8 protein-coding genes are annotated in these 15,730 nt (G+C 58.8%); 5 read left to right on the top strand and 3 right to left on the bottom strand.

What is annotated here, in order from left to right:
- Positions 1-534: 534 nt before the first annotated feature.
- Positions 535-4,860 (top strand): DEAD/DEAH box helicase, encoded by a 4,326-nt coding sequence (locus ACP7B0_RS21185; RefSeq protein ID WP_426143604.1) that lies wholly within the window; start codon positions 535-537, stop codon positions 4,858-4,860.
- A 327-nt stretch (positions 4,861-5,187) separates the two neighbouring features.
- On the opposite strand, the gene ACP7B0_RS21180 is transcribed toward ACP7B0_RS21185, so the two are convergent.
- Positions 5,188-7,341: a mechanosensitive ion channel family protein gene (locus ACP7B0_RS21180; RefSeq protein WP_426143671.1), complete on the bottom strand. Its 2,154-nt coding sequence runs from the start codon at positions 7,339-7,341 to the stop codon at positions 5,188-5,190.
- A 208-nt stretch (positions 7,342-7,549) separates the two neighbouring features.
- On the opposite strand from ACP7B0_RS21180, the gene ACP7B0_RS21175 reads away from it, so the two are divergent.
- The 4 genes from ACP7B0_RS21175 (at position 7,550) to ACP7B0_RS21160 (ending at position 11,864) form a co-directional block, all read left to right on the top strand.
- On the top strand, positions 7,550-9,901 hold the full coding sequence (locus tag ACP7B0_RS21175) for an FdhF/YdeP family oxidoreductase (RefSeq protein ID WP_426143602.1): 2,352 nt from the start codon (positions 7,550-7,552) through the stop codon (positions 9,899-9,901).
- A gap of 57 nt (positions 9,902-9,958) precedes the next feature.
- A complete protein-coding gene (locus tag ACP7B0_RS21170) occupies positions 9,959-10,438 on the top strand; it encodes a DUF1348 family protein (RefSeq protein WP_426143601.1) in 480 nt (159 codons plus the stop codon).
- 335 nt (positions 10,439-10,773) lie between these two features.
- Positions 10,774-11,178: a hypothetical protein gene (locus ACP7B0_RS21165; protein WP_426143599.1), complete on the top strand. Its 405-nt coding sequence runs from the start codon at positions 10,774-10,776 to the stop codon at positions 11,176-11,178.
- Positions 11,175-11,864, top strand: a complete 690-nt coding sequence (locus ACP7B0_RS21160) for an RES family NAD+ phosphorylase (protein ID WP_426143597.1) — start codon at positions 11,175-11,177, stop codon at positions 11,862-11,864. Before ACP7B0_RS21165 ends, ACP7B0_RS21160 begins: the two co-directional genes overlap by 4 nt.
- 40 nt (positions 11,865-11,904) lie before the next feature.
- On the opposite strand, the gene ACP7B0_RS21155 is transcribed toward ACP7B0_RS21160, so the two are convergent.
- Both ACP7B0_RS21155 and ACP7B0_RS21150 read right to left on the bottom strand, forming a co-directional pair.
- Positions 11,905-14,289: a TIM-barrel domain-containing protein gene (locus ACP7B0_RS21155; protein ID WP_426143595.1), complete on the bottom strand. Its 2,385-nt coding sequence runs from the start codon at positions 14,287-14,289 to the stop codon at positions 11,905-11,907.
- Positions 14,286-15,608 carry an MFS transporter gene (locus ACP7B0_RS21150; RefSeq protein ID WP_426143593.1) on the bottom strand — a complete coding sequence of 441 codons (1,323 nt, stop codon included), beginning with the start codon at positions 15,606-15,608 and terminating at the stop codon, positions 14,286-14,288. Before ACP7B0_RS21150 ends, ACP7B0_RS21155 begins: the two co-directional genes overlap by 4 nt.
- Positions 15,609-15,730: the final 122 nt, after the last annotated feature.

Genomic DNA, 15,730 nt, shown 5'->3' with positions numbered 1-15,730 from the left:
GGCTGGCACCCAACAGTTACGCGGGCTGCAGGATTGTGCCCTATATGAAGTGGCTTTGAAGTCGGATTTTTGAGGGTGAATCTGTCGGATTGAGGCGTTTCTGTTGTAGGACGATATTCCTGACGCCGCCCGACGCCATCACTGCCTCGCGGTTGAACTGTAGGAGCGAGCTCGCTCGCGATAACGTCCGGTCAGTCAGCGCGTTAGCGGCTTGATTATCGGATCGCGAGCAAGCTCGCTCCTGCGGAAAATACGCGTTCACGAGCCCGGCGAGGCGATTTGGGGTCGTGAACATCAATAATCGCTGCCTCGCGCTGCTCGTGAGCTCCTACAGGAGGCGGTTATCAATTGCCTGCCGTTTTCGCACACCGGATTTTTGTAGGAGCTCACGAGCCCTGCGAGGCAGCGATTTTGGGGATGGGCTGAGAATCGCGGCTCGTGAGCTCCAGGCATTTCCGGAATCACGGGGCTGAATAAACCGGCATACGATCAAAGGCCCTTGCAACTCCCCGCCCGCCCCCTCATTAATTGCCCATGAATCTTCCCCCTATGCCCGACCCGGCGCTCGATGGTTTTCATCCGGCGGTGAGTGCCTGGTTTTGCCATACATTCCCGGCGGTCACGCCCGCTCAGGCCCAGGCGTGGCCGTTGATCAAGGCGCGACGCTCGACGCTGATCGCGGCGCCCACCGGTTCAGGCAAAACCCTGACGGCGTTTCTTGCAGTGCTCGACGATCTGGTGCATCAGGGCCTGGAAAATGGCGGCGAGCTGCCGGAGCAGACCTTTGTGGTCTACGTGTCGCCGCTCAAGGCGTTGTCCAACGACATTCAGATCAACCTGCAAAACCCGCTCGCAGGCATCACCGGACAACTGGCGCGAATAGGCCTGCCGCCCTTGCGTATCACCACCGCCGTGCGCACCGGGGATACGCCGCAGAAAGACCGCGCCAGCATGCGCAAAAAGGCGCCGCACGTGCTGGTGACCACGCCGGAATCACTCTATGTCTTACTCGGTTCGGATTCGGGCCGCACGATGCTCGCCAGCACACAAACGGTGATCGTCGATGAGATTCACGCCATCGCCGCCAGCAAGCGCGGCAGCCATCTGGCGTTGAGCCTTGAACGGCTGCAAGGCTTGTGCAGCCGCCCTTTATTGCGCATCGGGTTGTCCGCCACCCAAAAACCCATCGAGCGGGTCTCGCGCTTTCTGGTGGGGGCCGACCCGGTCACACGACCCTGTGCCATCGTCGATATCGGCCACGCCCGCCCACGGGATTTGGGCATTGAAGTGCCGCCCGTGGCGCTGGGCCCGGTCATGGCCAACGACGTCTGGGAACTGGTGTACGACCGCCTGGCGGCGCTGGCTCGGGAGCATCGCACCACGCTGATCTTTGTAAACACCCGGCGCATGGCCGAACGCATGGCCCGGCATCTGAGCGAACGTCTCGGCAAAGAAGCGGTGGCCGCCCACCACGGCAGCCTGGCCAAGGAACAGCGTCTGGATGCCGAACAACGCCTCAAGCGCGGCGATCTGCAAGTGCTGATCGCCACCGCTTCGCTGGAGCTGGGGATTGATATCGGCGATGTGGATCTGGTCTGCCAGATTGCGTCGCCGCGCTCCATCTCGGCGTTTTTACAGCGAGTCGGCCGTTCCGGGCACCACGTGGGCGGCACGCCGAAAGGTCGTTTATTTGCCACGTCCAGAGACGATCTGATCGAATGCGCCGCGTTGCTGGACTGCGTGCGTCGAGGCGAGCTGGACATCCTGCACATCCCCCAGGCGCCGCTGGATGTGATGGCCCAGCAAATCGTTGCCGAAGTCAGCTGCCAGGAATGGCAGGAACAAGCGCTGCTGGACCTGTTTCGTCAGGCTTCACCTTATGCAGCGCTGGACGCCGACCATTATCAGGCACTCCTGAGCATGCTGGCCGAGGGCTACACCGGTCGGCAGGGCGTGCGCAGCGCTTATATCCACCGCGATGCGCTGACCCGGACCTTACGCGGCCGACGCGGCAGCAAACTGACGGCCGTGACCAGCGGCGGCACGATTCCGGACAACGCCGACTACAGCGTGATCCTTGAACCCCAGGCGTTGAATATCGGCACGGTGAACGAAGACTTCGCGGTGGAAAGCATCGCCGGAGATGTCTTCCAGCTGGGTAACACCTCGTATCGCATCCTGCGCGTTGAAAGTGGCCGTGTGCGCGTGGAAGACGCCCAGGGCCAGCCGCCGACCATTCCATTCTGGCTCGGGGAAGCGCCGGGGCGCAGTGCTGAACTGTCATTGGCCGTTGCGCGCCTGCAAGGGGAGATCGACGCACGCCTCGGCGCTCATCCGGGGGACTTGCAGCCCTGCATCGACTGGCTCATAGATACCCTTGGGCTGAATCTGCCCAGCGCCGAACAACTGGTGGATTACCTGGCGCGCACCCGCTCGGTGTTAGGCGCACTGCCCTCTCAAGACACGCTGATCATGGAGCGTTTCTTCGATGAATCCGGCGGCACCCAGCTGATTATTCATACGCCGTTTGGCAGCCGCATCAATCGCGCCTGGGGCCTGGCGCTGCGCAAGCGCTTTTGCCGCACGTTCAATTTCGAGCTGCAAGCGGCAGCCAGCGAAGATGCCATCGTGCTGTCACTGTCCACCAGTCACAGCTTTGAACTGGACGAAGTCTGGAAGTATTTGCACGCCAACAGCGCCGAACACTTGCTGATACAGGCGGTGCTGGACGCGCCGCTGTTTGGCGTGCGCTGGCGCTGGAATGCGGGCACCGCGCTGGCGTTGCCGCGCTACTCCGGCGGGCGCAAAGTGGCCCCGCAACTGCAACGCATGAAAAGCGAGGACTTGATCGCTACGGTTTTTCCAGACCAGATCGCTTGCCTGGAAAATCTGGTGGGCGAACGGGAAGTCCCTGATCATCCGCTGATTGAGCAGACCCTCGATGATTGCCTGCACGAAGCCATGGACGCCGAAGGCTGGCTGGCATTGTTGCGGCGCATGGAGCGTGGCGACATTCGCCTGATTGCCCGGGACTTGCCGGCGCCCTCGCCGCTTGCTGCGGAGATTCTCAATGCGCGGCCTTATGCATTCCTCGACGACGCACCGCTGGAAGAGCGCCGCACGCAAGCGGTCCTAAACCGCCGCTGGAGCGATCCGCAGACCTCGGATGATCTGGGCGCGCTGGACGCTGAAGCCATCTCGGCTGTTGGCGAAGAAGCCTGGCCGCAGCCGCAGACCATCGACGAGATGCACGAAGCGTTGATGAGCCTCAGTTGCGTCGGCCATGCAGAAGCCCAGGCGCGACCGTCATGGCTGGAGTGGCTGGAAAAACTGGCGCGCTCCGGCCGTGTCACCCGGCTGCAGGTCAGCGCCGACCACGCGCTTTGGGTGCCGCTGGAACGTTTGACGTGCCTGCGCGCTGTTTATCCACAGAGTGAAATGCACCCGCCATTGGAGGCCCTGCCCGGCTTTGATCAAGAATGGGAACGCGATGAAGCGATTGTCGAAGTCATTCGGGCGCGCCTGAGCGGGTTCGGGCCATTGCCGGTGACCGAGATTGCTGCGCCCCTGGCGTTGAGCGCCAGCAGCGTGGCTCAGGCGTTGGCGCGCCTTGAAAGCGAAGGTTATGTGTTGCGCGGGCGCTTCAGCCCCGGCGCCACCGACGATCAATGGTGCGAGCGGCACTTGCTGGCGCGCATCCATCGCTACACCGTCAAACGTCTGCGCCGGGAAATCGAACCGGTTTCGTTGCAGGACTTCATGCGCTTTCTGTTCGATTGGCAGCATTTGTCCACCGCCACTCGCAGCCAGGGCCAGGCCGCGCTGCCGCACATCATTGCTCAGCTCGAAGGTTTCAGTGCCGCTGCAGGCGCGTGGGACAGTGATTTGCTGCCCGCACGACTCAAGGATTTTTCGCCCGGCTGGCTGGATGAAATCTGTCGCTCCGGCAAAGTGGTCTGGACGCGAATCGCCCCGCGCAGCAAAACCGGAGCGGCAGCGCTGCGCAGCACACCGATTGTGCTGTTGCCGCGCAATCAGGTGAACCTGTGGAGCGGGCTGACCGAGCCATCGGCCGTGACAGACCTGTCGCTCAAAGCGCAGAAAGTGCATGCCGCGCTGGCCAGTCAGGGAGCCCTGTTTTTCGACGAACTGGTGACCGAAGCGCACCTGCTGCGCGCCGAGCTGGAAATCGCCTTGCAGGAATTGGTCGCCGCCGGGCTGGTCAATGCCGACAGCTACGCCGGTTTACGCGCCCTTATCACACCCGCCAGCAAGCGGTCGGCCCATACCAGCCGGCGCAACCGGGGGGCGTTTATAGGCGGTATGGACGACGCGGGACGGTGGGCGTTGATCAGACGCGCGCCAGCGGAGACCATCGTGGCCGAGAACAAACGCCCACAAGCCACTGACCCCGCGACGCTGGAGCACATTGCGATGACGTTGCTGCGCCGTTACGGCGTGGTGTTCTGGCGTTTGCTGGAGCGTGAAGCCGATTGGCTGCCGAGCTGGCGTGAACTGCTGCGCACCTTTCATCGTCTGGAAGCACGCGGGGAAATACGCGGCGGGCGTTTTGTCAGCGGGTTAGCGGGCGAGCAGTTTGCGTTGCCCGAAGCAATTCCCGTCCTGCGGGAAATCCGCAAGCGCCCGCTGGATGGCAGTCTGATCAGCTTGAGCGGTGTGGACCCCTTGAATCTGGCGGGCACCTTGCTGCCCGGACAGAAAGTGCCCGCATTGGTGGGCAGTCGCCTGGTTTACCGCGACGGCATCCCCGCCGCCGCGATCATTGCGGGCAAACCGGTGTATTGGCTGGAGCTGGAGGGCGAAGCACTGGCGCAGCTTCGGGAGCGATTGTTGCGTTAGGGGTTTCGCCAACACATCCCAGGGCTCTGTTGGAGCGAGGTTTGCCGCGAAGGCGTCTTCAGCGAGTAATAGGTGTCTACGGACCTCTCAACTCCGTGGGACCGGCTTTAGCCGGGAAGAGGCCGGTATGTTCGCTGCATTTGTTGCGTCAAGGATGCAGCCTTCCCGGCTAAAGCCGGTCCCACGACAATCTAGACAGCAGTCATTCGTTGTGGCTTTCCTTATCAGTCAAGCGCTTGCCCGCGAAGGCGATGCATCGGGTCATTAGCGGCTGCGAATGTACCGACCTCTTCGCGGGCGAGCCTCGCCCAATGGAGCCGAGCAGGGCTACACCGCAGGACTCTCCGACCCATCCCGATTCACCACATTAGGCTTGGCCGGCGCTGGCTGACCGTCACCTTCAATAGCCAATTGCGGTCCGGCACCTGCATACGGACTGACCACGGGCTGAGGATAAGTCTGGGCGAAACGGACATCAGGGGCCTTATCCACAAGCTTTTTCAAGCGCTCGTTGAATGCCCTGCCCACGGCATACTGCCCGCCCGAGACCGTGCGGAACTGCGCGGTCAACACGACGCCATTCAGATCCATGTGGTCCACGCCAAACACCTCCAGCGGACCTTGCAGGTTGCTTTTGAGCAACACGTCGTCCGTGATCGACTGCCCGGTTTCGCGGATCAAGGACAGCGCGCTGTCGATGTCGGTGTCATAGGTGAACTGCACGGAGAAGAACGCATAGGCGAACTGGCGTGACTGGTTGGTAACGGCCTTGATCTGACCGAACGGCACCGAATGCACAAAGCCCTTGCCGTCGCGCAAACGCACGGTGCGGATGGTCAGGCTTTCAACGGTGCCGGAATGCCCGGTGGACAGCACGACCCAGTCACCGACGGAAAAGGTGTCCTCGATGATGATGAACAACCCGGTAATCACGTCCTGAACCAACTGCTGCGAACCAAAACCGATGGCCAGGCCGACGACCCCGGCACCGGCCAGCAGCGGTGCGACGTTGATACCCAGATTGGCCATGGTCGTGATTGCGCAAATCACCACCAGGACGATTTTTATGGCATTGCGCAGCAGCGGCAGGATGGTTTTGATGCGGGTGCTTGGCTGCCGGGAAGAACGCTGATTGAGCGGGGTGTTCAACGCCCCCTGAATAGCCGTGTCCAGCACCACCCAAAGCAGCCAGGTCACCAGAAAAATCAGGCCGATGCTACTCAGGGAATCACTGATGACGCGCCCCACGCTGTTGCGCTGGGCAAACTCGAACAGCGAAAAACCCCAGATCCGACCCAGTATTTCGATGAAGCTGATCGCCAGTACGATGCGCGCCAAGGCGTGCAGCAAACCGAGCAGCCGCTCTTTATAGACATGCCCGCTTCGTTCCGGCCGCGCCGCAGGTTTGAACAGGTGCTGGAAAACCGTACTGAGAAACACCGTGGCGATCAGCAACACGGTCGTGAACAATGCACAGCGCAAGGCTTTCTGGCTGTCTTCGCCGGCGCCGATCAAGTTGATCGCCGACACCAGGATCATCAGCAGAATCGGCAGGTACCACAGATTGGAAAACACCTTGAGCGACTCTTGCAGCGCTGGCTGATTCAAACGGCTGCGCAAGGGGCGATTGCGAATCAAGTGCGCAATGGGACGCCGGACCTTGATGATCAGCATGCAAAACACCACTGACGCCACCAGCCCCGTGAACACCGCGACGCTGGTGGCGACATTGTTACCCAACTGGCGGCCGATCTGCGGGCTGGTCAGCGCATCACTCAACGCGGCCAGGAAGCCGACAATAAACAACGGCTGCGGGCTGTAGCGCCGAATCATACGCACCGCAGCACGCTTGTGGCCGGCATTGAACATAACGATCACGCACAGCAGCACCGAGGTGGAAACGATGCCGCTGCTGGTGGAATACGTCAGACAAAGCGCCAGCGCTCGCCCCACGGAGGCGTCCAGGAAATGGCTGACATAAAGGGTCAGCGGCAGACAGACAATGGCCGGCAGCGTGTACGGCAGAACATAGCTGAGCAAGGCTTGACTGCGCTGACGGACCGAGAGGAAGGGCCGTCGGTTAAGGCGAATGGCGAGAAAGCCGCCCAATGTCGTGAGGATCGCAAAGGCACCGATCCACACCACCGACAGCGTCAGGAAATCCCCGGCCACCCCCCACTGCGAGCGTGAGGACGGTTTGGTGACCAGATTCCCCAATTCATTCGCGGCGCGATCGGCCCGCAGACGCCAGGAGTCGAGCAAATGACCGTCAAGATCAAGCTGGTCCTGAACATCATCGATGCCTGAACTGATAGCGCCTAACAAGCCTCCCTGAACCAGGATTTCCGGCGCGGCGGGTTCGATCGTGGCAGGGGCCGCACCTGTGGCCGTGGCGGTGACTGCGGCGGCCGTAGGTGCAGTTGCAGTTGCGTCGGCGGCCTGCAGATTGAAGCTGCCCGCGCACAACACAACGCAGAGCATGATGATGGACCTGAGATTCGGCAAAGCGCTGTTCGCTCCTGTGTTGATCAATGCCGCTAGAACTGATCCGTTTTTACCCGGCAAGTTCGTTTTTGGCCATCACTTTGAACCGATGAGCCGCTGGTAAAGCCGCACCGAACCTTTGTCCAAACCGCTGCGTCACAGCTGGATATGACTGACTCACTGGCAGTCCGGAGGATACGTTTCGATGCTCATTCACCCCAAAGCCCATTACCGACCCTACACCTCTGCTGCCGGTGGCTGGGGTTCGGCCAAGTCCGTGATGCAGATTCTCTGGCGCGAACAAGCGATGACCAAAGGCCCGGTCGCGCTGTTCAAGCAAAACAAACCGGGCGGTTTTGCCTGCGTCAGTTGCGCCTGGGCCAAGCCTGGCAAACCCCATCATCTGGAGTTCTGCGAAAACGGCGCCAAGGCCACTGCCTGGGAACTGACCTCACGCAAGACCAGCCCGGCGTTTTTCGCCCGACATTCAGTCACCGAGCTGCTGCAATGGCCGGACTACGACCTTGAGCAACACGGCCGCCTGACCCATCCGCTGCGCTATGACCCGCACACCGATCATTACCGCGAAACCAGCTGGGAGGAAGCCTATCGGGACATCGCCGTGCAACTGCGGGCAATCGAGCCGGACAGCGTCGCGTTTTATGCATCAGGCCGTGCGTCCCTGGAAACCTCGTTCATGTACCAACTGTTCGCCCGCGCCTATGGCACCAACAACCTGCCCGACAGTTCGAACATGTGCCATGAAAGCACTTCAGTGGGCTTGCAGGAAAGCATCGGCGTGCCGGTCGGCACCGTGACGCTTGATGATTTCGCGCACACCGACTGCATCTTTTTCTTCGGCCAGAACGTTGGCAGCAACAGCCCGCGCATGCTGCACCCGCTGCAAGAGGCACGTCAACGCAACGTGCCTATCATCACCTTCAATCCAATCCGCGAGCGGGGCCTGGAGCGCTTCGTCAATCCGCAATCGCCCAGGGAAATGCTCGGCCCGGATTCCACCATAGTCAGCACGCAGTACCATCAGGTTGCGATTGGGGGCGATACGGCCGCCATCACCGGCATCGCCAAAGCGTTGTTCGAGATGGACATGGCCGCGCTGGTCAAAGGCGATCCGCCGATCATCGATCTGGCGTTCATCGCCGAACACACCCAAGGCTTCGCCAGTTTCGTGGCCATGACCCGGGCAACAGCGTGGGAAACGCTGGAGCGGCGTTCAGGCTTGAGCCGCAGCGCCATGGAAGCGGCGGCGACGGTCTACGCACGCAGCGAACGCGTGATGATCGTCTACGGCATGGGCATGACCCAACATCGCCATGGCGTTGAAAACGTGCAGATGCTGGTCAATCTGTTGTTGCTGCGGGGCAACATCGGCAAGCCTGGCGCGGGAATCTGCCCGGTGCGCGGTCATTCCAACGTACAAGGCCAGCGCACCGTGGGCATCACCGAAGACCCGACCAAAGTCCCGGTGGATAAAATTCAGGCGCTGTACGGCTTCAAGGTCCCGGAGAAAAAAGGCCGCGCGACGGTCGAGACCTGCGAAGGCATTCTCGATGGCAGCCTGCAAGGCTTTATCGGGCTGGGCGGCAACTTCCTGCGAGCGATCCCCGATACGTCGCGAATGGAACCTGCCTGGAAAAAGCTGCAACTGAGCGTACAGATCGCCACCAAGCTGAACCGCACTCATCTGGTCACCGCGAAAAACACCTGGCTGCTGCCCTGTCTGGGCCGTATTGAACTCGACCGACAAAACGGTCAGGAGCAAAGCTACAGCACCGAAGACAGCACAGGCTGTATTCGCGGCTGGAAAGGCCAGAGCGAACCGGTCAGCGAGCACCTTCGCGCCGAAACGGCAATTATTGCCGGGTTGGCACAGGCGACGCTGTCTGGTGTCGAGCGGATTGACTGGGAAGCGTGGCGCTGCGATTACGCCAAAATCCGCGACGCCATCGGCCAGGTCTACCCGGAGATTTTCCATGACATGAACACACGCATGTGGGAACCCGGTGGCTTCCATCGTCCCTTGCCGACGTCGCAACGGGAGTGGAAAACCGAAAGCCAGCGTGCCCAATTCATCACCCCGACCCGGCTCAGTGAAGACGACGATGTTGAGTTGCCGCCACAGCGGCGCGATGTCTTGCAACTGATGACGATCCGCAGCAACGACCAGTTCAACACCACGATCTATGGCTATGAGGACCGGTTCCGGGGAATCAGCGGCACTCGCACGGTAATTTTCATGAACCGTAACGACATCGTGCGCCTGGGTTTTGCGCCGGGCGAATGGGTGTTGCTGACCACCGCAGTCGAGACCGAAACAACACGACAGGTCGGGCCCATGCAAATCATCGCTTATGACATTCCCGAAGGTTGCAGCGCGGCCTATTATCCGGAGTGCAACCCGCTGGTGCCGCTTTGGCACTACGCCGAACGCAGTAAAGTCCCGGCCGCCAAGTCGATCCCGATCACGCTGAGCCCGACATTGCCAGGTCCAAAGGAACGCGAGCGCGCCGTGCCCGAAACGGATCAGGTGGCTTGATCGCCCCAGTCGATGACCTTCACATCCCACAGCCGCCCATTATTTAGAGGCTTCGTCATGTCATCCCATACCGAAACACGCCCTCCTCTGCCGCCGTTCACACGTGAATCGGCCATCCAGAAGGTCCGCCTCGCGGAAGACGGATGGAACAGCCGCGACCCGGAGAAAGTAGCGCTGGCGTATACCCTGGACACCCAGTGGCGCAATCGCACGGAATTTGCGACCAATCGCGAAGAAGCCAAGAATTTCCTCACGCGCAAATGGAACAAGGAGCTGGATTATCGGCTGATCAAGGAGCTGTGGGCCTTCACCGATAACCGCATCGCCGTGCGTTATGCCTATGAATGGCACGATGATTCGGGCAACTGGTTCCGCTCCTACGGCAATGAGAACTGGGAGTTCACCGAAGACGGTTTGATGGCCAACCGTTTTGCGTGCATCAACGACATGCCCATCAAAGCGTCAGAGCGCAAATTCCATTGGCCGCTGGGCAGACGCCCGGATGATCACCCGGGGCTTTCGGAATTGGGCTTGTAAGCACTGTCGCCATTCGGTCCATTGGAGGCTTGCCCGCGAAAGGGCCGGCACATCCGCTACACCTCTTGCGTCTGACCTGAATCCTTCGCGGGCAAGCCTCGCTCCTACCGTGGACCGTATTTCATCCGCGAAGAGGCCAGTGATAACTGCGTTCAAAGAGTGAAATACCCGTTGGAGCGAGGCTTGCCCGCGAATCAGGCACTTCGGTGAGCCAGACTCGCCCCGTTATCGTTCTTCGTGGGCAAGTCTCGGTCCAACGATCGCTGGCGGAACTTGAATCTGTAGACTATATTTGATATAGAATGCGCCTACAGATACAAATGAGGTCAATATCAATGTCGGTAGCCCTTCAACCCCAGGCATTCACTAAAGCGCAGTGCGCTGCAGGTTTGCGTGCCGCCGTGGCCATTCTTGAGAAATGGCAGGCTTCGGGTGAGCAAACGTGCCGCATTCTGCGAATTTCGCGCAGCACGTATGTGCGGGCCAACCAGCACGACTCTGCCTGGGCGGTGAGCCTGGACGCGGATCAAATGCATCGTATCAGCCTGGTCCTCAACATTCATGCCGCCCTGCGGCTGGTGTTCGACAACCCGGATAACGTCTACGGCTTTGCCTCCATGGCGAACCATAACGAGTTTTTCAACGGTCGCTCACCGCTGGAGATCATGGCTCAGGGCGATATGATTTCCCTGTACGAAACCTTCCGGCGCATTGACGCGCTACGCGGTGGGCTCTGGTGAAACCTGACCCGCTGAAAGCACTGACTGGCGAGCAATTGCAGGCCTATCGACTGGTCAATTCAAAGTTTCCGCCTATCGCGTTATTCGACGATGTCGCCGATGCGGAAGAATTTGAAGCGCTGTATCAAATCCAGGCCCTCACGAACCCTAGGCTGTTGAATGAAGCAGGGCGTCTGGAGTTGATTCCCTTGGCCGACATCCCGTTCGGCATCACGGGCTGCTCCTACGCCACCGCGCCTTTTACCCATATCAACCCGAGCGGGTCTCGATTCAGTGATGGCCGTTATGGGGTACTGTATCTGGCCGACACACTGGATACCGCCCTGGCTGAGGTGCAGTACCACCAGAACGAATACTGGTCGAAAGTAGAAAGCCTGAGCTACGAGCGATTTGTGTTCCGTGGGCTGTCCTGCGCGTTCAACGACGCCGGGATGCTCGACGCCTCCCACCTTCCCATGACGGACCCCATTTACGACCCGGACGACTATACACACGCCCGACGTCTGGGGCGGGAAGTCCGCAACACAGGGAGTAACGGCTTACGCTATCGCTCGGTCCGCGCCCCCGGCCAACTCTGCTGGGCGCTGATGAAACCACGCCCCGTCTCATCCATTATCCAGACGGCTCATTACGAGATGGTCTGGAACGGACAAATAACCAGCGTGAGCCAGATCAGCGAAGTGTAAAAAGGGCCCGTGACGGTGGAGTCGCGGGCCTCGCTGGGAGTCAATGAAGTTGATGATCCGGGATTTCGGTGAGTTTTAAAGTGCGGCGGCTATGGCCATTGATTCTCAAGGCTCTTGCATCCGTTACCTTCAAGGACACTTCAAGTTGCTCCCATGCAGGACAAAAACGCCCTGATTTAAAGAGCTTCACATCAATAAAGTCTAAGCCATATTCAATCTTCCATCGAATTTCAAGGCTATTTCCGCTTTTCCACTCATGACTGATCCCGTCATCTTCAAATAGCACGCCGCTGGCCGACCCTGAAGGCGCAGGAAAAATCACAAGTTCACGATGCCGATCAAGAGAAGGGTCATTGAGTTTGTGGCATTCACCGGTCGGTATCGCAGCGCCCCCTCGCACCAACAATGGCAAACGTTCCAGAGGTGCATCCAGAGAAACGTATTGGCCGCCTTCAAACCAGTCACCTGTGTGCCAGTCGCACCATCCCGTCGCGTTCAGGGGTAGCCACACCTCGCGCTTGCGTGCGCCTTCCTCTACCACGCTGGCCACCAGGATTTCTCGGCCCAGAAGAAACTCGTCGTTTTCTTCGAACGTTTGAAGGTCGTGCTCGTGGTCAAGAAACGTAGGCCGCAAAATGGGCTCATCCTCGTTACTCGCTTGCCACAGCAACGTATAGAAATATGGCATCAATCTGTATCTGAGCCGAATGGCGTCACGCACCGCATCGGTGACCGTTGGATGCATCCACGGCTCATTAACGGTGCCATCGTCGTTCCAGGAGTGAATGGTGAAGCGCGGGTGCATCACACCATTCTGCACCCAGCGAACAAACAGCTCGGGATCCGGTTTATTACCGGAGAACCCGCCCACATCGTGTCCCACGTTGTATAACCCCGACAGACTCATGCCCAGGCCCATGCGGGTGTTGTAGCGGATCGTTTTCCAGTGGGTGCGGTTATCACCGCTCCAGGTCTGAACATAGCGCTGCATGCCGGCACAACCGGAGCGTGAGATGAGGTAGGGACGCTCTGATGGTGCAAACCGCTGTTGCGCCTCTAAAGAGGCTCTCATCATCAGCAATGCCATGACAGGGCGAATATGTTTGATTGCTATCTCGCGCCCGAATCCCTGGCAGCGCGCCTCACCGTCCCACACTTCGAATTCATTGTTATCGTTCCATGTGCAATCAATGCCCAGCTCCAAAAGCTGTGACGTGACATTTGACTGCCACCAGCTCACGGCGTCCGGGTTGGTGAAATCCAGATGGGAGCCCTCATCGTCCCAGAAGACCGACCGCTCTGGCACATCACCTTCCGAGTCGGTAATAAACAATCGTTGCTCGGCCACCTCGGCGTACCGCGGATGGTCCTGCAGGAGACAAGGCTTGATATTGGCGATCAGCCTGACCCCAGCCTCACGGTATGCCTGAGCCAGCGCCTTTGGGTCCGGGACTTTTTCATGGTTCCAGTTGAACACATAGCGTTTGTCGCCAATGGACGTATAACCGGATGACAGTTGAAAAGAGTCACAGGGAATATCGTGCTGACGGCAGAGTTCAAGAAACTCCAGCAACTGCTCCTGAGCATTTTCGGCATCGGTGTAATGCATGGTTGAGCCGCTGTAGCCCAGGCTCCATTTAGGTAGAAACACGGTGCGCCCGGTCAGGCGAACGAAAGACTTCGTTACATCCAGTATGCGAGGGCCTGCCAGCACCCAGTAGTCGAGGTCCCCGGCATCCGCTTTATACCGCCGATAGGGCCGATGATAATTATCAAGTTCGTTGCCCAGATCAAACAGGCTGGTGTTCAGGTTGTCATAGAACATCCCGAAACTCGCGTGCTCCTGATGCGTGATGACAAAGGGAATGTGCTTGTAAAGCGGGTCGGTGCTCGCAGCGTCATAGCCCATTGCGTCCAGATTACGCATTTCAAAACGCCTGCCGGTGCGATTCAAATCGCCGGTTTTTTCGCCGAGCCCGTAGTAGCGATGCTCCGGCGCGCGAAGCTGATAATGTTCTACGCCATTCCCCTGAGCATTGAGCGAATAGGCACCGGTAGGCCGGTCCGAGACCAAGGGCCTCCAGGTCTGGCCATCATGGTATTCCCACTGTAACCACAGCGGATGATTCACCGTGACACGCAGCTTTTCGGTCGTGAGCACCAGTCGGTCCTGAAACTCTTCGACCCGGTATTGGGGCAACGAAAAATCCGCTACAGACTCGCGAGACCGGCCCTCCCAGGCGACGTCTTCCCGGGGCTCAATACTCCAGGTCCGATCCAGCGCCAACGTGCCTGCGCGCATCAGCAAAACACGTGCTAAACCGTCTTCAAGGATATAGATCCTGAAGAGATGTCGGCCCTCGACCAGGAGTTCGATGTACCCCTCTTCCTGGGCCTGTAACTTCCAGACTTTAAGTGATTTCATCGTGTACGCACCGCTTTAGGTTTGGTCGCTCTGTCTGCGATAAACAAAATCATGAAAAAAGCACCTATGAAATCAAAGAGCCCCATTGCAATGAACAATGGGTTGAATCCGATTTTGTCCACGCTGACACCAATGATCAGCGAGAAAATAAAGCTGGCAATCCAGGCGCATGAGCCCCGCATCCCGTTAACCGTCGCCAACTCATCTCGATCAAAGGTCTCGACTACCAGAGCGCTCAACATGCAAGAAATAATCTGGTGGCCAAAACCTCCGACTGAAATAAGCGCAATGGCAACATAGGGGTCTTTAACCTGAGTCATCACGGCTAACGAAAACATCAGAAACGCGCCCGTGATTGAACTGGCGACGATTGAGTTCACCCGTGTGCATTTGAAAAACCGATGATAAGCGCGTGACAGGTAACCGCTTGCAATACTGCCCAGGTCCGCCGCCAGAAACGGAACCCAAGCAAACAATACGATTTGTTTAAGGTCCATTCCTCTTTCGTTGGCCAGGTACAAGGGCACCCAAAAACTCATGACGGCCCATGCCGGTTCTGCCATGAAGGCGGGAAGCGCGATACCGTAAAAACGTTTGTCCCGGCCAATCTTTTTCAACGCTTTAAAAAATGGCATTTGCTGGCCGGTTTTTTCGCCGTCTTGCTGAATATGCTCCAACTCACTGGGCGATAAGCGAGGGTGAATAGTAGGCGCGTGATAGAGCCATCCCCAGACGGCGGCCCATATCAGGCCGATCACCCCTGAAATCAGAAATGCGCCCTGCCAGCCCAGAGAGACATGCGCCAGATAAATAATGGGAGGGGCGAGCATGGCACCCAAGGAAAACCCGACCCCTGCCCAGCCCGCCGCGACAGGTCGTTCTTTTTTGGGAAACCAGTCCCCTATCGCCTTGGCATTCGCAGGGGTAGCCGCAGCTTCCGATGCCCCCATGAAAAACCGCAGAATTGCCAGATGCACCCAACTCGCGGCCCCGGCATGAAGAAGGCACATCACCGACCATATGACGGCGCATACCAGAAAACCGAGTTTGAGTCCGATAGCATCGATCAGCCATCCGCAGATGGGCTGGAAAATTGTATAAGCCAGTTGAAAAGAAGCCACCACCCACGAGTACTGTTCCGTTGACATGTTGAACGTGGTTTTGAGTTCCGGCGCCAGGATGCCCAATGAATTGCGGGTTATATAGTTAACGGTGACGCCAAGCAGAAACAGAGAAAGCATCCACCAACGCAGGTGCGGGATGAATTTTCGCTTGGCCGAAAGTCGAGCATTGCGTTCGATATCGATATCGATAGTCATCAATTCTTCGCCTGTACCGGATTTTCCGGCGTTTTGTTTTTATTTGAGGCTCAACGCTATGGCACCTGCTCAGGGTACGTACAGAGGCAAAGATGTATAGATTTACATTCCTGACGAACATG

This window comes from Pseudomonas sp. DWP3-1-2 (genome assembly GCF_049896285.1).
In the GTDB taxonomy this organism is placed as follows: domain Bacteria; phylum Pseudomonadota; class Gammaproteobacteria; order Pseudomonadales; family Pseudomonadaceae; genus Aquipseudomonas.
Note: the sequence above shows the minus strand (reverse complement) of the source record. Positions and strands in the feature narration are given on the sequence as shown.